Genomic DNA, 18,940 nt, shown 5'->3' on the forward strand with positions numbered 1-18,940 from the left:
ACAAGCAGGCGGGGCCCGGTCCTCGGGCGAGGGCGACGACGGTCTGAGGTGAAGACGCGAGCCGGTCGCGGCCTCGTCTCAGCGCGTCTCGGGCTGGGCGTCGGCTACGGTGCTGGCCTTCGAGTAGCTCGTCCGCGGCCGCCCAGTCGGGTCCTCGAAGGAACCCGCCCACAGGCCGAGGCGCTTGCCCCAGGCGACGGTCTCGGCGCCGACATAGGTCGCCTTCTCGCCGCGTTCGGCCATGACGAGGCCCTTCTCCGCCATCCAGGCGCTCAGGTCTTCCTTGTCCCGGTGGCAGACGGAGAGGGCGCGGCCGTAGGCGTCGGTCTCGCGGATCTGACAGGTGACGCTCGCGTCCCGCAGATGGGCGGCGAGCGCCTGGGCCGAGTGGGCGCCGCAGGCGTAGCTCTGGCCCTTGGCGTTCAGGCAGGTCTGCTTGAGGCCCGGCGCTGCCACCCCGTAGAGGCCCACGACGCGACCGCTTACCACCAGCGTGTCGCCGCTCAGGACGCGTGGCCGTCCACTCACGCTCTCGCCGGCCTGGGCTGGTCCGACGGCCCCGGTCGCGGCAAGGACGATGAGGCTGAGGCCGAGAAATCCCGTTCGTCTCATCCAAACACCATGGGTTTTCGACGCTGACCCGTGGAGGCACCGGCCGATCGCTCGGCCAAGGACGCCCACGTGTCGTGTCTCTCACGTGCTGACGCCGTACCCGATCCCCGCGCCCGAACGGGCGCCGTCGGGGCAACGAGCGTCTGTCGAAAACCCTAAAGCATGGCTTATGCCCTTTTCGTGGCCGGCCGCATGCCGCGGCGTCATGCCGGAGCCGCACCCTCCGCCGCAGGCCGGTGCGCGTCCCGCCCGCGCCGGCCGGCGTTTCAGCGGAGCGCGGCCGTCGCGGAGCCCCGGGCTCGGAATCGTGCCGGCCACCCCTGGCGGGACCATGGGCGAGCCCTATCCTCTGCCGCGCCGGTTGGTTCGTCCGCCGGTCGCCCGCGCCCACCGGACGGCGATGCCCCCAAACCGTTCGGCGGGCGCGAGCGTAGCAAGCCGTCATCCCGCGTGCCGGCCGCTTCCGCGGAGACCTCCTGTCCCTGGCCGGGCTCCGCGGCGCCGGAATGGCCACCTCGCCCGACTGACACCGTCATCTAGCGCACCACCCGTCCCGTGCCGCCCTTGGCGAAATGCCGGGTCAGGCGTCGACGGGCCCAAGAGGGCAGGTGTTCGAAATCAATCATGGCCGCTGCCGTTACTGACCTTCGCCTCGCGATCCGGGGCGCAAGAGCAGATCGGTGGCGAGTGTGAAGGCATCAAGGCGCAACGAAGGGCGATCTGACAAGGTTTCGTGCAGGATCGTGGCGGCGCCTCCGTGGGCGGATCCCGGACGGGCCGGCCGAATCGAGCGTTCCGTGGCCGTCCCCGACCGGAATCATCGAAGAGGGCGCCGCCGAAACGATCCGCGCCTCCGAACGGGACCGGGGCGGCGGGGGTTGGCGGAAGGGCAGGGGGGCGTCGTGCGCCCCCGGGACGAGGAGGAGTCGCGCGGTGGCGATGAGCTTGGAAGATCTGGTCCGCGGCGCGGCCGCGGAGGCCCGGCGGCTCGCGGCCGCCTTTCCGGCGGCCGGCCGGAAGGACGACCTGCCCTGGGCGGTGATCGCGGCCTTCGATGCCGACGTGCGCGGTCATGTGGAGCGTGACCGGCGGATCGAGGATGAGCGCGACCGGGTGCTGATCGCCTCCGTGACATTGGCCGAGACGCCCGCGGAGGCCGAGGCGGAGGAGTGGGACCGAGCCCGCCGTCATCTCGTCAGGGCGGTCGACTATCTGGAGGAGACGGTGCTTCGCTTCGGCATCGTCAACCGCCTCGCGGCCAAGCGCGGCCACGGGGCGGCGGGGGATCCGGTCTCGGCATTGCGGCGCGGCTGACACCGGACGCCGTGCAGCGCCGTTGACATTAGGCATTGAGCAAAGTCTGCCGGTTAAGATAACGCTTGGCTGACGAGGCTTGACCTGGCGCATCGATGCTGAAGCGGATCGAATCCGGCCTGAGCCGTCCGTGGTACCGGCTCCGATTGCCGGATGCGCTCGAAGCGCAATACCGCGCCGAGACGGCCCGGCTGAGCGGGTTTTACGTCCAGTCCTGGCTCGCCGTCTTCACGCTGTTCAATATCCTCTCCCTCGTCATGGACCGCGAGGTGTTCGGCCCGCAGGACTTCGCGGTGCCGCTGGCGATGACGCTCGGTGTCTTCTGCCCGGTCGCCCTCGCCTCCATCATCTCCCTGCGCGGGAGGCCGACGATGGTACGGGTCTCCGTCGCCGTCCTCGCCACCGCGCTCGTCGACATCGTCGTCGTCCTCAACAGCGCCCGCCTCGCGCCGGCCTCGCATACGGACGTCTACATCATCATCGCCACCATCGTTCCGTTGGTGGTCGGGCTGATCGCGCCCCTGCCGTTCCGGCATTGCCTGTGGTTCTGCGGCGCCTCGTTCGCCCTTTATGTCGGCCTCGTCGTCGGGCTCGGGCTGTTCAGCGCCGAGCGCAGCGGACTGCCGCTGCTGGTCTCCGGCCTGATCCTGGTGCCGCTGAAGCTCTGCTACTCACGGGAATGGGACGCCCGGAACACCTTCCTGATCGGTCTGCGGGTGAAGCTCCAGGCCGAGGCGCTCGCCCGCGCCAATGCGCGCCTCACGGTGCTCTCGGAGACCGATTCGCTGACGGCCCTGTCCAACCGCCGCCATTTCACCGAGCGCCTGGGGGCGGCCTGGGGCCTCGCCGGCGAGCAGGACGGCTGGCTCGGCGTCATTCTCATCGACATCGATCACTTCAAGCGGCTGAACGACACCGCCGGCCATGCCGAGGGGGATCGCTGCCTCGTGGCGGTGGCGGCGGCGCTCCAGACCTCGGTCGAGGCCTGGGGCGGGCTCGCCGCGCGCTACGGCGGCGAGGAATTCGCGGTCCTGTTGCCGGGTGCCGATCCCGTGCAGGCGCGGGCGGTGGGCGAGGTGGTTCGTGCCGCCGTCGCCGATCTCGCCATCCGCCATCCCGGCCTTGTGGCGAACAGGCCAGTGACCGTGAGCGTCGGCGTCACCGCCGCGCGGGGGCGGACGCGGGATTTCGGAATCCAAGTCTCCGATCTGCTCAAGGCCGCCGATTTCGCGCTCTACGCGGCCAAGAACGAGGGCCGGAACCGGGTCGAGAGCTTCCTGCCCGCCGCGAACGCGAACCGGCCCACGGGCAGCGCGGACCGGGTTCTGACGGCCGCGCCGCCCGGCTGAAAAGGCCGCCTCTGCCGAACAAAACCGTCGCTGCCGCGTCTTCCTGTCCGGGGCGGCCGCACGGTTGCGGGCCGGAAGGAGCGACCGAAGGATGCTGCTCGACGAGGAACGCTGGGCCGGCGCGCGCGAGGCCGATCCGGCGGCAGGTCCATCGGCCGGGTCGACGGCCGACGCATCGGCGGGCTCGCATCTGCGGAGGATGAGCGCGGGTCTCGCCTCGCCGGGGGGGGAATTCTGGGCGCTTGTCGCCGTCCTGATCGTCTTCGATGCGCTCTGGCTCGCCGCCGCGGGGATCCGCCTCGCCCCGACCGGACTCCTCGCAATGTCCGGCGCGGTGGCCGTCCTGCTCGGGCTGGCTCTCCTGTTCAGCGCCGTGAAGCCGGAACCGAAGCTGCGGGCCATGGCTCTGTCGAGTGCTTATCTCGCCGCCTTCACCACCGCCGCCGCGGTCCTGCATTACCTCTCCGCCACCCTGGCGCTGCCGTTCGCCGATCCGGCGCTCGCGCGCTTCGAGGCGGCCCTGGCCTTCGACTGGCGCGGCTGGGTCGGCTTCCTCGCCGACCATCCCGACCTGTCCTGGCCGCTGGCGCTCGCCTACCATACGAGCGGCCCTCAGGTCGGGCTCGTCGTCATCGCCCTGAGCGCGATGTCGCGGGTCGCCCGCCTCTGGGCCTATGCCCGCCTGTTCACGCTGGCGCTGCTCGCCGCGATCGCCGTCTCGGCGGTGTTCCCCGCGATCGGGCCCTACGCCTACTACGCGCCGCAGGCCTATCCGCAGGGCCATATCGAAACCGTGGGCGCTCTCTGGCACCTCGACGCGCTCCACGCCTTGCGCGACGGCACAATGTCGACCCTCGCCCTGTCCGAGATCCGCGGCCTCGTCACCTTCCCCTCCTTCCACGCCTGCCTCGCGGTCCTCACCGCCTGGGCGCTCGCCCCGGTGCCGGTGATCGGCCCGCTGGCGCTCCTCCTCAACGCCGCGATCATCGTGGCGACGCTCGGGGCGGGAGGGCATTACCTGCCGGACGTGGTGGCCGGGACGGTGATGGGAATGGTTTTGGTGGCCTTTCACGGCATCCGGCGCCGGCGCTCGCTCGGTGGCAGGCGGCTTTCGCTGCCCGCACTGCCGACAAGAGAGATCCGACCGGTCACCGCCCCGTCGACGACGGGCTGAGCGCCCGGGACATCATCGCAGGGGTCGTCGGGTCTCGCCAAGGATCGATAAGGATCGATAAGGCTGGTGCGGACGGCGGGACTCGAACCCGCACAGCCTTGCGGCCGCAAGATTTTAAGTCTCGTGCGTCTACCGGTTTCGCCACGTCCGCATCGGCGCAGCGGTAGCCGCCTCGCGAGGCCAGATCAAGCCGGCGGCTGCCAGCCGTAGACCCAGGCGTAGCGGGCGCTCATCCCCTCCGGTCCTGAACGGCGCATCACCAGATTCCGGGCGAAGCCGATCAGGCGGCCGGCGTGGTAGAAGCGCCCGTTGCGCCGTGCCGCGCGCTGCACCGACCGGGCGCGGGGCTGGCGCGCCTCGGCATAGGCCGCCAGCGCCTCCGGCACGCTCGCGGCGCCCGACACGCTTGCGGCCAGCACCGCCGCATCCTCGATGGCGAGCGCCGCGCCCTGGGCGAGGAAGGGCAGCACCGGATGGGCGGCGTCGCCCAGGAGCGCGATCCGGCCCCGCGCCATCGGCCGCGCCACCGGGCGGTCCACCAGCGACCACACCACCCAGGTGTCGGGCAGGCTCAGCAGTTCCGTCAGCGCGGGCGCCGCATCCGGAAAATGGTCGCGCAGGACCGCCGGATCGCCGAGGCGGCCCCAATCCTCGTCGCCCTCGCGCTCGGGGACGATCGCCACGACGTTGAGCCGCTTGCCGCCGTTGATCGGGTAGTGGACGACGTGGCGCTTCGGCCCCAGCCACAGGCCGGTCTCGTTGCCCTGGAGCGCCTCGGGCGCCGCCTCCCGTGGGATCACCGCCCGCCACGCCGCCTGCCGGTGGAGCCGCAGGGGCCGGCTGTCGAAGCGCTGGCGCAGGCTTGAGCGGACCCCGTCGGCCGCCACGACGAGGTCCGCGCTCACGGTCTCGCTGCGGTCGCCGTCGACGCTTCTCATCGTCAGGCTGATGCCGGCCTCGGTCTCCGTCAGGTCCGAGACCTCGCGCCCGACGCAGAGACGGATGCCGGGGCGCCCGCGGACGGCATCGAGCAGGATCGTCTGGAGGTCGGCCCGGTGCAGCACGTAGTAGGGCGCGCCGTGGCGCTCGCGGATGCTCGCGCCGAGGCGGATGCCGCCGATGACGCCGCCGGTGGTCAGAGACCGCACGGTCACGCCCGGCGGCTCGTCCGCGGCCCGGCGCAGGGCGGCGCCGAGGCCGAGGCCGATCAGCACCGCGCTGGCGTTGGGCGAGAGCTGAAGCCCGGCGCCGACCTCGGAAAATCCGGTGCGGCGCTCGATCAGCGTGACGGAATGGCCGGCCGCCGACAGCGTCAGCGCGGCGGTGAGGCCGCCGATCCCGGCGCCGACGATGGCGATGGAGAGCGCCGGCACGCGCAGATCAATCCATCAGGCCGCTTTGGAGGCCTCGTCGTGCCAGACGCAGCCCGCCGGCTCCGCCGTGCCCGGCTTCAGCTTCGGATCGTAGCGGAACAGGGTCGAGCAGTACTGGCAGATGATCTCGGTCTCGCTGCCCATGTCGAGGAAGACGTGCGGGTGATCGAAGGGCGGCAGCGCCCCGATGCACATGAACTCCTTCGAGCCCACCGCGATCACGCTCACGCCGGCCTGATTGTGGAAGTGGGGAACCGCCTTGTCAGCCATCGCACGTCCCTGAAACGGAGGCCGTGGTCTAGCGCGTTCGCCGCCGCAATCCTAGACGGCAACGCCGTCGGCGGCGTAAGACGGCAGGGACCGCCTCGAACTTCTCCCTCTCAAGCGTCCGAACTCCCATGAGCCGTGAAGAGCAAGCCGTCGCCGAAGGCGGGCGCCGCGCCCCGGAGCCGCCGATCCATGGGCCGGAAGGGTTCGAAGGCATGCGCCGCGCCGGCCGCCTCACCGCGGAGGCGCTGGATCTCCTCGTCGAGGCCGCCCAGCCCGGCGTGACGACCGAGCATCTCGACAAGCTCGCCTTCGAGTTCGGCATGGATCACGGCGCGTACCCGGCCTCGCTGTTCTATCGCGGCTACCGCAAGTCGATCTGCACCTCGATCAACCACGTCGTCTGCCACGGCATCCCCAACGACAAGCCCCTGCGCGAGGGCGACATCGTCAACCTCGATTGCTGCCTGATCCTCGACGGCTGGCATGGGGATTCGAGCCGCATGGCCTATATCGGCGAGGTGCCGCGCAAGGCGCAGCGCCTGTGCGAGATCACCTACGAGGCGCTGATGCGCGGCATCCGCGCGGTGCGGCCGGGCGGCTCCACCAACGATATCGGCCGGGCGATCCAGTCTTACGCCGAATCCGAGCGCTGCTCGGTGGTGCGCGACTTCTGTGGCCATGGGCTGGGCCGCGTCTACCACGACGCGCCGACCATCCTGCACTACGTCGAGCCGAGCTACGACGTGCCGCTGAAGGCCGGCCAGTTCTTCACCATCGAGCCGATGATCAATCTCGGCCGGCCGGCGGTGAAGGTGCTCTCCGATGGCTGGACCGCCGTGACCCGCGACCGCTCGCTCTCGGCGCAGTTCGAGCATACGGTGGCGGTGACGGAGGACGGCTACGAGATCTTCACGCTCTCGCCCAAGGGGCTCGACCAGCCCAAGCCCCATGGGACCGAGGCCGACTGACGGCCCTGGGGATGGCCCGCCGGACGGCCGATCCGCCCGCCCCGCCGGGCCTTGCCGAAGCGCCGGCCGCCGCCGACGAGACGCCGCATTATCACGGCCATCGCGAACGCCTGCGCACCCGCTTCGCCGAGGCCGGCGCCGACGCGCTCGCCGATTACGAACTGCTCGAACTCGCCCTGTTCCGGTCGATCCCGCGGCGGGACGTGAAGCCGCTCGCCAAGGCGCTGATCCGCCGGTTCGGCTCCTTCGCCGAAGTGGTCAGCGCCGAGCCCGCCCGGCTCGCCGAAGTGGAGGGCGTGAGCGCCGGCGTCGCCGCCGACCTCAAGCTGATCGAGGCCGCCGGTCGGCGCCTGGCCCGCGGTGCCATCGCGGCCCGCCCGCTGCTCTCGTCGTGGAGTGCGCTCCTCGAATATCTGCGCGCCACCATGGCCTTCTCGGGCCGCGAGGAGTTCCGGGTTCTGTTCCTCGACCGGCGCAACCACCTCATCGCCGACGAGGTGCAGGGCCGCGGCACCGTCGATCACACGCCGGTCTATCCCCGCGAGGTGGCGCGCCGGGCACTCGAACTCGCGGCCACCGCGATCATCCTCGCCCACAACCATCCCTCCGGCGACCCGACGCCGTCGGGCGCCGACATCCGCATGACGCGGGAGATCGTCTCGGTGCTCGATCCCCTCGGCATCGTCGTGCACGACCACGTCATCCTCGGCCGCGACGGGCATGCGAGCCTGAAAGGGCTCAAGCTGATCTGACGGTCCGGTCCAGGGACTTTCAGGCGGCACGATCCTGCAACGTGCGGCGGCCCGCCAGGGATGGGCACGCGCGCTTCGTCCGCTACATCGCTGGCAGGTTGTCCGGCAAAGCTGGCCCCGAGCGGGGGGACGGGCGGTCGCGGGGCGGTCCGCCACGGCAGGTTGAAGAGGCGCGGGGATCGAGGCGCACCGACAGCCGTCCGGGTGGCCTGCCTCTTGCTCCGGTCGGGACGAAACATGAAGGGGGATCGGCGCGGATGGCGCTCACGGCATTCGACGAGATGAATGGGGGCGGGGCGGGCCAGCCCGAGCCGGCCGCCGTGCGGGAGGCCTACGACATCCTCAAGGCCTGGCTCGACAAGACGCCGCCGGAGCATTTCAACACCCGCCGCAGCCAGGCCGAGATGCTGTTCCGGCGCATCGGCATCACCTTCGCCGTCTACGGCGCCAACGAATCGACCGAGCGGCTGATCCCCTTCGACATCATCCCGCGGGTGCTGACGAAGCCGGAATGGGATTTCCTCGAGCGCGGCCTCAAGCAGCGCGTCACCGCGCTCAACGCCTTCATCAACGACATCTACGGCGCCGAGGAATGCATCAAGGCCGGGATCATCCCGCCCGATCTCGTCTACCGCAACCCGCATTACCGCATGGAGATGCGCGCCTTCGACGTGCCGCACGACCTCTACGTCCACATCGCCGGCATCGACATCGTCCGGACCGGCGCGAACGACTTCTTCGTGCTGGAGGACAACGCCCGTACCCCGTCCGGCGTCTCCTACATGCTGGAGAACCGCGAGGTGATGATGCGGCTCTTTCCCGAGCTGTTCTCCCGCCATCGCGTGGCTCCGGTCGAGAACTATCCCGACGCCCTGCTCGCGACCCTGCGCAGCCTCGCCCCCGCTTCCGCGACCCGCGACCCGACCGTCGTGCTGCTGACGCCCGGCCGCTACAACTCCGCCTTCTACGAACACTCGTTCCTGGCCGATAAACTCGGCGTGGAACTGGTGGAGGCGGGCGACCTCTTCACCAAGGACGAGGTCGTCTACATGCGCACGACCGAGGGGCCGCGCCGCGTCGACGTGATCTACCGCCGCCTCGACGACGATTTCCTGGACCCGCTCGTCTTCCGTCCGGACTCGGTGCTCGGCGTGCCCGGCCTGATGAACGCCTACGAGCGGGGCAACGTCACCCTCTCGAACGCAGTCGGAACCGGCATCTCGGACGACAAGGCGGTCTACAGCTACATGCCGGAGATCGTGAAGTTCTTCACCGGCGAGGAGCCGATCCTGCACAACGTGCCGACCTATCGCTGCCGGGAGAAGGAGGCCTTCTCCTACGTCATCGACAACCTGAAGGACCTCGTGGTCAAGGAGGTCAACGGTTCGGGCGGCTACGGCATGCTGGTGGGGCCGCACGCGACGCGGCGCGAGATCGACGAGTTCGCCAAGAAGCTCCGGCACGCGCCCGACAACTTCATCGCCCAGCCGACCCTCTCGCTCTCCACCTGCCCGACCTTCGTCGCCTCGGGTGTGGCCCCGCGCCACGTCGATCTGCGCCCCTTCGTGCTGGCGGGCGCCGACGAGATCCGCATCGTGCCGGGGGGCCTGACCCGCGTCGCCCTGAAGGAGGGCTCGCTCGTGGTCAATTCGAGCCAGGGCGGCGGCACCAAGGACACCTGGGTGCTTGATGCCTGAGCATTTCGCCCGATCGTTTTGCATTTCCTCGGTGGGCTGGGCGGCATCGGTGATGACACACCGTGCATCTGCCGTTCCGGTCGCCACCGTGCCCGCGAGCTGAGCCCATGCTGTCCCGGACCGCCGACAACCTCTACTGGCTCTCGCGCTACGCCGAGCGCGCCGATTTCCTCGCCCGCATCCTCGATGCCGCCCATCGCCTCGCGGCCCTGCCGTCGAGCTATGGCGGGCGCACCTCGAACGAGTGGGCCTCGGCCCTGTCCTCGGCGGGCGATCCCGAGCTGTTCAAGACGCTCTACGATTCGGTCAACGAGCACACCGTCTGCAACTTCCTCGCCTTCTCGCCCCACAACCCGTCCTCGATCCGCTCCTGCATCGCCACGGCGCGGGAGAATGCCCGCTCGATCCGCACGGCGCTCACCACCGAGATGTGGGACACGATCAACGGCGCGTGGCTGGAGCTGCGCTCGTACGAGGGCCGCGACCTCAGCCGGGAGGAATTCACGCAGTTCCTCGACTGGGTGAAGCGCGTCTCGCTCACCTTCGACGGCTCGGCCTACCGGACGATGCTGCGCAACGACGCCTACTGGTTCACCCGGGCCGGGACCGCCATCGAGCGGGCGGACAACACCGCGCGCATCCTCGACGTGAAGTACCAGATCCTGCTGCCGGCCTCCGAGCGGGTCGGCGGCTCGCTCGATTACTTCCAGTGGACCACGATCCTGCGCGAAGTCTCAGCCTTCAACGCCTACCACTGGGTCTACCGCGAGAGCATCAAGCCGGTGCTGGTCGCCGACCTGCTGATCCTCAATCCCGAAATGCCGCGCTCGCTGGCGAGCTGCTACCGGATGCTGGTGGAGCATCTCGACCTGATCGCCGACGCCTATGGCCGCCGCGGCGAGAGCCAGCGGCTCGCGAGCAACCTGCGGGCGAAGCTGCGCGGCGCCGATATCGAGCGGATCTTCGCCTCCGGCCTGCACGAATTCATCCAGGACTTCATCGTCGAGAATAACGGGCTCGGTGCGGCGATCAGCGAGCAATATCTCGTGTGATCGGCGCCGGATGAGACGCGTTTCGGCGTCGCATCCGCCAAGGCCTCCGTCGCAGGTCGCTCGACGGATGAGGGCCGGGATGCCCGCGACGCCCGAGGCCTGACGGCTTCGAGCGCGCGGGGCCGCTCTTGCGGTCAGGCCGCGCAGCCTGCCGGCGCGGTGATCGCCAAACCCTGTCCGCGCCCACTTCGTGCCCTCTTCGCCCCTGTCCGGACGGATCAAGCCGTCCGTGCGGCGCCGCCCGCGCGCCCTCGGCGATCCGTCATGACCCGGCCTCACTTCGCTTTGCCGGATGACTGGCCTTGCCGCGCTGCAGCCGCTGCTTGTGGCGGCAAAGGGCCGGGATCGTGCACGGAAGCGCAAAAAAGCGTCGCTCCGCGACAAGTCCGGCTCCGGCACTTCATCAAAGTAGTCGCCGGTCATAGCCTGAGCCGACGTCCGGCATGGCCGCCAACGGTCACAATAAGAAATCATGCCTCCTAGGGAGAGGATCGTCAGCCGCTTTCCGACTGGACTTTGTTGCCGTTCGGTCGCCGATTCGCCGTCAGAGCGTATGGTGTCTGCACATACTGAAGATGTTGTCTGAAATCCGTTCTTCTCGGCTGACTCTGTGGAGATCTGCAAGCAATGCTGTCAATGCATGTCGATGACGAGAAGAACTGGAAGGCTTCGGAATGTACCGTGACCGAGCCGTCGACGATCCGGCGGGCGATCTCGGCGGCGTCGATCGGGAATGTCGCCGAATGGTATGATTTCGGCGTCTACGCCTTCTTCGAGCCGACGATCCAGAAGGTGTTCTTCTCGAATCTCTCCCACACGATGGGTGAGATCGCCACCTTCGGCCCGTTCGCCGTCGCCTTCCTGATCCGACCGCTCGGCGGCATGTTCTTCGGTCCGCTGGCCGACCGGATCGGCCGCAACCGGGTTCTCGCGGCGACCATGATCCTGATGGCTCTGGGCACCTTCGCCATCGGCTGCATCCCGAGCCAGGAGAGCATCGGCATCCTGGCCCCTCTCCTTCTTCTGCTCGCCCGGCTGGTCCAGGGCTTCTCGACCGGCGGCGAGTACGGCAGCGCCATGACCTTCATCGCCGAATACGCGCCCGACCGGCGGCGCGGCTATCTCGGCAGCTGGCTGGAATTCGGCACCTTCACCGGCTACCTGCTGGGCGCCATCGTCGTGACCGTGGCGGGCGTCGCCCTGTCCGAGCAGCAGCTGCTCGACTGGGGCTGGCGGCTGCCGTTCTTCCTGGCGCTGCCGCTCGGGCTCGTCGGCGTCTACCTGCGCTCGCAGCTTGCCGAAACGCCGGCCTTCGCCGCGCTCGAGCAGGAGGCGGAGGATCGCGAGAAGCAGCACCGCGCGAGCCAGACGGCGAAGGACATCCTCGGCCTCTGGCCCTACGTCCTCGTCTGCATGGGCCTGGCGCTCGCCTGGAACGTGCCGAACTACATGTTGACCTCCTACATGCCGACCTACGTGACGCAGACGCTGCCGATGATGCAGCATTCCGGCGGCATCTCGCCGACCGCGTCGCAGGTCCTTCAGATCGTCGTGATGGTGCTCGCGCTCCTGGCGATCCCGCTCATCGGCCGCCTGTCCGACCGCTTCGGGCGCAAGCCCTTCGGACTGATCGGGTCGGTCGGCCTCGTCGTGCTGGCCCTGCCGATGATCCTGCTGATCCGCAGCCAGAGCGAAGTCGCCGTCTTCTCCGGTCTGCTCATCATGGGTCTGCTGCTGATCTGCTTCAGCGCGACCATGCCCTCGACCCTGCCGGCGCTCTTCCCCACCAACATCCGGGCGAGCGGCCTCTCGATCTCGTTCAACGTCTCGGTGTCGCTGTTTGCCGGAACGACGTCCGTGGTCGTCGGATCGCTCGTGGCCTATACCGGCGACCTCAACTGGCCGGCCTATTACCTGATGATCGCCGGCGTGATCGGCGCCGTCTCGCTTCTCGTCATCCGCGAGCCCAACGGCACGAGCATGTGGGGATCACCGCCGGCCGCTGCGAGCGAGGCGGAGGCGCACGATCTCGTGCAAAGCCCCGGCGCGAGCCATGCGAGCACCGGGCTCGGGATCGCGCTGCCGGTCGTTCCGACGCCGCGGCAGATCATCTGAGGATCGGGTCGTCTGAGCACCGAGTCGGCGGATCGCCTGATCGACGCCGACGCATGAAGGCCGATCCCGCTCGTGACGTCGGGATCGGCCTTCATGGTTTTTCGGACCCTCGTCTCGGTCCGGCTCCCTCACCGGTCACGGGGCCCCGGCGCCGCAACGACGGCCCGGCCGTCCGCCGGTGGCCGCGACACCGCGCGTCGCAACCGGGTCAGTAGCCGTATCGGCCGTAGCGCGGGCCCGCGTCGTACCGGGATCGGCCGTAGGACCGGCCGTACCCGCCGCCGTACTCGTGCTTGCGCCGCCATCCGTGGGCGGGGGCCCAGGGCGGCGGGCCGCCGTGATGGAAGCCGCGTCCGCCGCGCGCCCAGGGCGGGTCGGCCAGGGCGGCCGAGCTGGTGCCGAGGATGCCGCCGGCAAAGGCCAGGACGGAGAGAAGGGTCAGGGTGGGTTTGCGCAGCATCGGGCCTCCCGCGGTCCGTGTCGGAGAAGGGCGGCTCGGCCTCACTGGCCGGTGGTCGAGCCGGTGGTGGTCGTGGATTTCACCGGCTTCGAGCCGGGCTCGTGCGACATCGTCTTGGTGCGCGACTCCACGCTCTCGCCGTCGCGGACTTTGGTCTTGGTCTGCGATTTGGAGAACGTGCCGCCGTCATGGGCCATGGCCTTGGACTGGCCATTGAGGCCGCCATTGCCGGTTTCGTTCACGTGGGAGCGGTCCATGGTCTTGCCGCCGGCGGCCGCGCCGCCGGTCGCGAGCGAGGAGCCGGTGCCGCCCTTCGCGTCCGTCGAGGTGCCGCCGGTGCCGACGGTGGAGGCGGAGGTGCCGCCGGACGCCGCCGAGCCGGCGCTGCCGGCGGTCGCGCTGCCCTGCGCCTGAGCCAGGGCCGGGAGAAGGAGCAGGCCGAAGGCCGCGAGGGCCGGGATCGTCTGTGTTCGTCGCATCGTCGCCTCACTTCTTGCCGGGCACGGTGACCACGCAGTCCCCGTCGCCCGTCGTCGTCATGCTGGTGCCGGTGCCCGTGCTCGATGCCGAGCTGCTGCTGGTGCCGTCGCCCGACCGGGTCGTCACCGAGGGGCCGCCGGTGCTGGAGCTCTTCACGCCGTCGGGGCCGGCCGTGACCGAACTCGACAGCGTGCCGCTGTTCTTCGCCGCGTCCGAGTGGATCACCCGGCAGGGCTTGCCGTTCGGGCCGGTGGTGACGGTGGTGCTGCCGGAGACACCGTTCGGGCCCGTCTGCACGGTGCTGGTCTGGCCGGTGGCTTGGGTCAGGCTCGCGGCAACGCCCGCGAGAGCGAGTGCGCCGCCGAGAAGCGGCAGGATCACGCGTGCCATGGTGCGACTCTCCCTGGGAGACAGGACTGAGAGGCAGGACGGGCGCAGCTCGTCCGAACCGCGCCCGCGTCGTTCACTCCCGATGAACCTCAGCGCTTGTTGTGGCCCGGAGCGTTCTCGGAATTGCCGGGGCCGCTCTTGTCGTGGCCCGGCGCGCTGCCCGATTTGCCCGAGCTGTCGGACATCCCCGACGAGGAGCCGCCCGAACCCATCGACGAGCCGCTGCCGCTCTTGCCCGCCGAGGAGCCGCCGGTGCCCACCGACGAGCCGGAGCCGCTGCCCGAGCCCGCGGAGGAGCCGCCGGTCCCGACCGTGGACGAGCTGCTGCCGCCGCCCGCGGAGGAGCCGCCGGTGCCGAGCGTCGAGGACGAGCCCGAGCCGCTGCCCGACCCGGCCGAGGAGCCGCCGGTTCCGACCGTGGACGAGCTGGTGCCGCCACCGGCCGAAGAGCCGCCGGTGCCGACCGTCGAGGACGACTGAGCCAGCGCCATCGCGGCGCCGCCGAGGACGAAGGTGCCCGCGAGAGCCGCAATGCGAATGTGCTTGAGCATGGAGTTCCTCCAGAGTTTTTCGGCTGTTGCGAGGTCAAAAACTGGGAGGTGTGCGATAGCGTTCCAAAGAATTTGCTTAGAGAAACGACATTCCGCCGAAGAAAGTGGCGCGGTTTTTTTGTGTTTGATGTCAAAAAAGCAATATTGGCCCGGAGGGATCCTGTCCCTCGGGCGGAGTTGGGCGCCGATGTCTGAACGAAACGGGTGCGTGCGTGTGGGTGGTCGTTCGTCCTTGCTGTGAACCGGCGTCTCGGGGGGCAGGAACGACGCTCCCGGCAAGACCGTTCCGGGCCTCTCTCGGACCGTCGGGCGGCCGGCCCTTCGTGCGCGGCCGACGGCGTGACGAACAGGCCGAGATGCGGCATCGTCGAGGACGCCGTCGATGAGGGCGATGGAGAAAACCCGTCGTGCCAACGCTTTGGGCAAGCCTCCCGATTTCCAAATCGGCCCGCCTGCCCTAGCTTGCCGCGACTCGTCCCGGCAGGATCAAGGCATGCGCATCCGGATCGTCCACGATACGGTCTACACCTACGAACAGCCGGCCCGCGGCCTGATCCAGATCCTGCGGTTGACGCCGCGCGACCATGACGGGCAGCACGTGCGCGAATGGCGCATCGAGCCTTCCGTCAACGGCCGGCTGACCGCCCGTGAGGACGGGTTCGGCAATCTCGTCCACTGGTTCACCGCCGACGATCCCACCGACGCGCTCACCGTGCGGGTGACCGGCGAGATCGAGACCTTCGAGACGAGCGGCATCGTCCGCGGCGCCGTGGAGCGGCTGCCCGACCTGTTCTACCTGCGCGACACACCCCTCACCGAGGCGAGCCCGGAGCTGAAGGCCTTCGCTGAGAAGGTCGCGGCGGGGAAGGGGGAGCGCGATCCGCTCTCGGTCCTGCACCGCCTGCTCGCCGCCGTGCACGACGCCGTGACCTTCGAGCCGGGTCCGACCAGCGCCAGCACCAGCGCCGCGCAATCCTTCGAGGCCGGCAAGGGCGTGTGCCAGGATCTCACCCACATCTTCCTCGCCGCCGCCCGGCACCTCGAGATCCCCTCACGCTACGTCTCCGGCTATTTCCGCCGTGCCGACGGCAGCGACGATCAGGAGGCGGCGCATGCCTGGGCGGAGGCGCTGGTGCCGGATCTCGGCTGGATCGGTTTCGATCCTGCCAACGGCCTCTCGGCGACCGAGGCGCATGTGCGCGTTGCCGTCGGCCTCGATTATCTCGGCGCCGCGCCGATCCGCGGCAGCCGCGTGGGCGGCGGCACCGAGACCCTCGGCGTGGCCCTGCGGGTCGAGCAGGTGAAGTTTCCATCGCAGCATCAGGCCGGTGGCCAGCAGAGTCAGAGCCAGGGCTGAGCCTGAGAAGGCCCGGCTTTGATAAAAGGTGTCTTGCCGCGTCGGGCCGGTGCGTGCGATGCGGTCGGCCCGATCCTGCCCGGCGCACGGGCCTTGCCTGAGGCGGCTGCCGCCATGACCTACTGCGTCGGAGTGCTCGTCGAGGACGGGCTCGTGATGATCGCCGACACCCGCACCAATGCGGGGCTCGACAACATCTCGACCTACCGCAAGCTTCACATGTTCAACACGCCCGGCGAGCGCGTGATGATGCTGGCCTCGGCCGGCAACCTCTCCATGACGCAGTCGGTCCTGAGCATGCTGCGCGAGGGCGTGGACGACATCGAGGGCGAGACGCCGCCGAAGCTCGAGGATGCGGCCACCATGTTCAAGGCGGCCCAGCTCGTTGGCCGGGCGATCCGCCGGGTGCGCGAGATCGAGCAGGCCGGGTTCGAAGCGGCGAACCTGCGCATGGAGGTCTCGTTCCTGTTCGGCGGCCAGATCGGCGACGAGCCGATGCGGCTGTTCATGATCTACTCGGCCGGCAACTTCATCGAGTGCAGCCGCGAAGCGCCCTTCCTTCAGATCGGCGAGCACAAATACGGCAAGCCGATCCTCGACCGGGCGGTGACCTACGAGACCGATCTCTACGACGCGCTCAAGGTCGGGCTCGTCTCGATGGACTCGACCATGCGCTCGAATCTCGGCGTCGGCCTGCCGATCGACATCGCGGTGCAGCGCCGCGGCGCCCTCGACCTCGAGGTGAACCACCGCATCGAGGCCGGCGAGAGCTATTTCCACGATCTGCGCGAGCGCTGGTCGGCGGCGTTGCGGGCGGCGCATCGTGCGATCCCGCGGCCGCCCTACGGGCCGCAGCGTTAGGCGGGGGTCACGCCCGTCCGCTCAAGATCTCGTCCACGAAGGCCGGCACCGTCGCGCTCGCCGGCCCGAGCCGGGTGGCCTCGAACATCCCGGCATTGTCGGCGGCGTCCAGGGTGAGGGCGAGCGTCGGGATGCCGAAGGCGCGGGCCTGCGCCACGTAGCCCGCCGCCGGGTAGACCGCACCGGAGGTGCCGATCGCCACGAACAGGTCGGCTTCGGCAAGCGCCTCGTCGATGGTCTCGAGATGCTTGGGCATCTCGCCGAACCACACCACGTCCGGCCGCATCCCGCCGCCATGACCGCACTGCGGACAGGCCGTCGCGACGGTCAGATCCTCGTGCCAGACCGGCTCGGTGCCGCAGGCGGTGCAGCGGGCGCGCAGAAGCTCGCCGTGCATGTGCACGACATGGCGCGAGCCCGCCCGCTCGTGCAGGTCGTCGATGTTCTGCGTGCACAGGAATAGCTGGCCGCCGCGCTCGGCCAGCCCCGCCTCCAGCCGGGCCAAAGCCGCATGCGCGGGGTTCGGGGATGCGGCGCGGGTGTCGCGGCGGCGATGATTGTAGAAGTCGTGGACCAGCACCGGATCGGCGGCAAAGCCCTCGGGCGTGGCGAGCCGCATCGGGTCGGACCGCGCCCAGACACCGTCGGTATCGCGGAAGGTGCCGAGCCCGCTCTCGGCGGAAATGCCGGCGCCGGTCAGCACGAAGATGGTATTGGGTGTGGGCATCGATGGGCTCAGGTCTCCGCCAGGCGCGTGGCGAGCACCTTGTCGATGCGCCGCCCGTCCATGTCGACAACCTCGATCCGCCAGCCCTGGGTCTCGATCGCGTCGCCCTCCGTCGGAATGCGGCCGAGCTGGACGATGACGAACCCGGCGAGCGTCGAGAAATCGTCCGAGCGCGGGCGCTCGGGCAGGCCGAGGCGGTCGAATGCGTCGCCCGCCGCCATCATCCCGTCGATGAGCAGCGAGCCGTCCTCGCGCTCGGTCACCATCCGCTCCTCGCCGGGCTCGGGGATCTCGCCCGCCATCGCCTCCAGCAGGTCGGTCTGGGTGACGATGCCCTCCAGGCTCCCGTACTCGTCCACGACGATGGCCATGCGGACGGGCTTGGTCTGGAACATCTCCAGCACCTTGAGGATCGCCAGCCCCTCGTGGACGACGATCGGTTCGCGGGTCGCCGCCTGGACGTCGAGGGTCTTGCCGTCGAGGAACTGATCGAGCAGGTCCTGCTTGCGCAGCACGCCGACCACGTCGTCGATCTGCCCCCGGCTCACCACGATCTGCTCGTGGCGGCAGGTGCGGACCGCCTCGATGATCTCCTCCTGGCTGTCGTCGAGATCGACCCAGTCGACCTCGTTGCGCGGCGTCATGATCTCGCGGATGCGCCGCTCGCCGATGGCGAGGATGCGCGCCACCGCGTCTTCCTGCGCCTCGTGAAGCAGGCCCGCCTCATGGCTCGCGGTGACGAGCAGACTGAGCTCCTTCGGGGAGGGGAGATTGCCCTCGCCCTCGCCGGGCCGCAGGCCGAGCAGCCGCAGCACGCCGTTGCCCAGCCCGTTGAGGAGGTGGATCGCCGGACCGAAGATCAGCAGGAACAGGGTCAGCGGCCGCACGATCACCAGCGCCGTGCGCTCGCTGCGCTGGAGTGCGAGGCTCTTCGGAGCCAACTCGCCCAGCACGATGTGCAGCGTGGTGATGACGGCGAATGCCAGGGCCACGGCCAGCGTATGCGCGGTGAGGCCGGCGGCCGTCGCCGGCAGCCAGTGGAACAGCGGTTCGATCAGATGGGCCAGGGCCGGCTCGCCGACCCATCCCAGCGCCAGCGAGGACAGGGTGATGCCGAGCTGCGTCGCGGCGAGATGGGCGTCGAGCCGGTCGGTGGCGCGCTGGAGGGCCCTGGCGTTGAGCCGCCCCTCGTTGACCAGTTCGGCGACCCGGCTGCGCCGCACCGCGACGAGGGAGAATTCCGCCGCGACGAAGAAGCCGTTGGCGAAGACGAGCGCGATGACCGCGACGAGGCCGAGCGCCGAAGACCAGAGACCGTCCGAAATCGTGCCCTCCCGGGGCCAAGCCGCACTGCTGACCGCAACCGAGGCGGCAGAGATGCTTAGAGCCGAACCCCGTCACGGGGAAAGGGGTTCGGCCTCATTCTCACACCAGCCAA

Annotated in this window: 19 protein-coding genes and 1 tRNA gene; 11 read left to right on the top strand and 9 right to left on the bottom strand. The window is 69.7% G+C overall.

Annotation, left to right across the window (positions count from 1 at the left end; translation table 11 throughout):
* Nucleotides 1–78 precede the first annotated feature (78 nt).
* Complete coding sequence (locus tag HNR51_RS02815; protein ID WP_152276962.1) at nucleotides 79–612, bottom strand: thermonuclease family protein; 534 nt, start codon at nucleotides 610–612, stop codon at nucleotides 79–81.
* A 933-nt stretch (nucleotides 613–1,545) separates the two neighbouring features.
* Here HNR51_RS02815 and HNR51_RS02820 point away from each other — a divergent pair.
* The 3 genes from HNR51_RS02820 (at nucleotide 1,546) to HNR51_RS02830 (ending at nucleotide 4,449) form a co-directional block, all read left to right on the top strand.
* Nucleotides 1,546–1,926, top strand: coding sequence for a hypothetical protein (locus tag HNR51_RS02820; RefSeq protein WP_012454053.1), 381 nt, complete (start codon nucleotides 1,546–1,548; stop codon nucleotides 1,924–1,926).
* 95 nt (nucleotides 1,927–2,021) lie between these two features.
* Nucleotides 2,022–3,275 (top strand): GGDEF domain-containing protein, encoded by a 1,254-nt coding sequence (locus HNR51_RS02825; protein ID WP_012454054.1) that lies wholly within the window; start codon nucleotides 2,022–2,024, stop codon nucleotides 3,273–3,275.
* Nucleotides 3,276–3,366: 91 nt separating this feature from the next.
* On the top strand, nucleotides 3,367–4,449 hold the full coding sequence (locus HNR51_RS02830; protein WP_182553899.1) for a phosphatase PAP2 family protein: 1,083 nt from the start codon (nucleotides 3,367–3,369) through the stop codon (nucleotides 4,447–4,449).
* Between the two features lie 64 nt (nucleotides 4,450–4,513).
* Here the strand turns inward: HNR51_RS02830 and HNR51_RS02835 are convergent.
* The 3 genes from HNR51_RS02835 to HNR51_RS02845 all read right to left on the bottom strand — a co-directional run bounded on the left by HNR51_RS02835 (nucleotide 4,514) and on the right by HNR51_RS02845 (nucleotide 6,092).
* Nucleotides 4,514–4,600, bottom strand: a tRNA-Leu gene (locus HNR51_RS02835).
* Between the two features lie 34 nt (nucleotides 4,601–4,634).
* Nucleotides 4,635–5,822 (bottom strand): FAD-dependent oxidoreductase, encoded by a 1,188-nt coding sequence (locus HNR51_RS02840; RefSeq protein WP_182553900.1) that lies wholly within the window; start codon nucleotides 5,820–5,822, stop codon nucleotides 4,635–4,637.
* Nucleotides 5,823–5,837: 15 nt separating this feature from the next.
* Complete coding sequence (locus tag HNR51_RS02845; protein ID WP_182553901.1) at nucleotides 5,838–6,092, bottom strand: zinc-finger domain-containing protein; 255 nt, start codon at nucleotides 6,090–6,092, stop codon at nucleotides 5,838–5,840.
* Nucleotides 6,093–6,220: 128 nt separating this feature from the next.
* Here HNR51_RS02845 and map point away from each other — a divergent pair, with 128 nt between their 5' ends.
* The 5 genes from map to HNR51_RS02870 all read left to right on the top strand — a co-directional run bounded on the left by map (nucleotide 6,221) and on the right by HNR51_RS02870 (nucleotide 12,676).
* Nucleotides 6,221–7,060 carry a type I methionyl aminopeptidase gene (gene map, locus HNR51_RS02850; RefSeq protein ID WP_012454058.1) on the top strand — a complete coding sequence of 280 codons (840 nt, stop codon included), beginning with the start codon at nucleotides 6,221–6,223 and terminating at the stop codon, nucleotides 7,058–7,060.
* Between the two features lie 11 nt (nucleotides 7,061–7,071).
* Nucleotides 7,072–7,812: a RadC family protein gene (radC, locus tag HNR51_RS02855; protein WP_012454059.1), complete on the top strand. Its 741-nt coding sequence runs from the start codon at nucleotides 7,072–7,074 to the stop codon at nucleotides 7,810–7,812.
* A gap of 257 nt (nucleotides 7,813–8,069) precedes the next feature.
* Complete coding sequence (locus tag HNR51_RS02860; protein WP_141951315.1) at nucleotides 8,070–9,509, top strand: circularly permuted type 2 ATP-grasp protein; 1,440 nt, start codon at nucleotides 8,070–8,072, stop codon at nucleotides 9,507–9,509.
* A gap of 107 nt (nucleotides 9,510–9,616) precedes the next feature.
* Entirely contained in the window at nucleotides 9,617–10,561 is a 945-nt protein-coding gene (locus HNR51_RS02865; RefSeq protein ID WP_012454061.1) for an alpha-E domain-containing protein, read from the top strand.
* 681 nt (nucleotides 10,562–11,242) lie between these two features.
* On the top strand, nucleotides 11,243–12,676 hold the full coding sequence (locus HNR51_RS02870) for an MFS transporter (protein ID WP_366932628.1): 1,434 nt from the start codon (nucleotides 11,243–11,245) through the stop codon (nucleotides 12,674–12,676).
* Between the two features lie 208 nt (nucleotides 12,677–12,884).
* Here HNR51_RS02870 and HNR51_RS02875 read toward each other — a convergent pair whose 3' ends face one another.
* From HNR51_RS02875 to HNR51_RS02885, 3 genes are read right to left on the bottom strand one after another with little or no spacing between them, the layout of a single operon-like run.
* Nucleotides 12,885–13,136, bottom strand: a complete 252-nt coding sequence (locus HNR51_RS02875; protein ID WP_012454063.1) for a hypothetical protein — start codon at nucleotides 13,134–13,136, stop codon at nucleotides 12,885–12,887.
* Nucleotides 13,137–13,177: 41 nt separating this feature from the next.
* Nucleotides 13,178–13,615 carry a hypothetical protein gene (locus HNR51_RS02880; protein WP_141951317.1) on the bottom strand — a complete coding sequence of 146 codons (438 nt, stop codon included), beginning with the start codon at nucleotides 13,613–13,615 and terminating at the stop codon, nucleotides 13,178–13,180.
* A gap of 7 nt (nucleotides 13,616–13,622) precedes the next feature.
* Complete coding sequence (locus HNR51_RS02885; RefSeq protein ID WP_182553903.1) at nucleotides 13,623–14,006, bottom strand: glycosyl hydrolase; 384 nt, start codon at nucleotides 14,004–14,006, stop codon at nucleotides 13,623–13,625.
* Between the two features lie 96 nt (nucleotides 14,007–14,102).
* On the opposite strand from HNR51_RS02885, the gene HNR51_RS02890 reads away from it, so the two are divergent.
* The 3 genes from HNR51_RS02890 to HNR51_RS02900 all read left to right on the top strand — a co-directional run bounded on the left by HNR51_RS02890 (nucleotide 14,103) and on the right by HNR51_RS02900 (nucleotide 16,775).
* Nucleotides 14,103–14,486 carry a hypothetical protein gene (locus HNR51_RS02890; protein ID WP_182553904.1) on the top strand — a complete coding sequence of 128 codons (384 nt, stop codon included), beginning with the start codon at nucleotides 14,103–14,105 and terminating at the stop codon, nucleotides 14,484–14,486.
* Between the two features lie 564 nt (nucleotides 14,487–15,050).
* Complete coding sequence (locus HNR51_RS02895) at nucleotides 15,051–15,914, top strand: transglutaminase family protein (protein WP_141951319.1); 864 nt, start codon at nucleotides 15,051–15,053, stop codon at nucleotides 15,912–15,914.
* A 114-nt stretch (nucleotides 15,915–16,028) separates the two neighbouring features.
* On the top strand, nucleotides 16,029–16,775 hold the full coding sequence (locus HNR51_RS02900; RefSeq protein WP_182553905.1) for a proteasome-type protease: 747 nt from the start codon (nucleotides 16,029–16,031) through the stop codon (nucleotides 16,773–16,775).
* Between the two features lie 7 nt (nucleotides 16,776–16,782).
* Here HNR51_RS02900 and HNR51_RS02905 read toward each other — a convergent pair whose 3' ends face one another.
* Nucleotides 16,783–17,502, bottom strand: a complete 720-nt coding sequence (locus HNR51_RS02905) for an SIR2 family NAD-dependent protein deacylase (RefSeq protein WP_182553906.1) — start codon at nucleotides 17,500–17,502, stop codon at nucleotides 16,783–16,785.
* An 8-nt stretch (nucleotides 17,503–17,510) separates the two neighbouring features.
* Nucleotides 17,511–18,782 carry a hemolysin family protein gene (locus HNR51_RS02910; RefSeq protein ID WP_239681411.1) on the bottom strand — a complete coding sequence of 424 codons (1,272 nt, stop codon included), beginning with the start codon at nucleotides 18,780–18,782 and terminating at the stop codon, nucleotides 17,511–17,513.
* Between the last annotated feature and the right edge of the window lie 158 nt (nucleotides 18,783–18,940).

This window comes from Methylorubrum thiocyanatum, from assembly GCA_014138645.1.
GTDB lineage: Bacteria > Pseudomonadota > Alphaproteobacteria > Rhizobiales > Beijerinckiaceae > Methylobacterium > Methylobacterium thiocyanatum.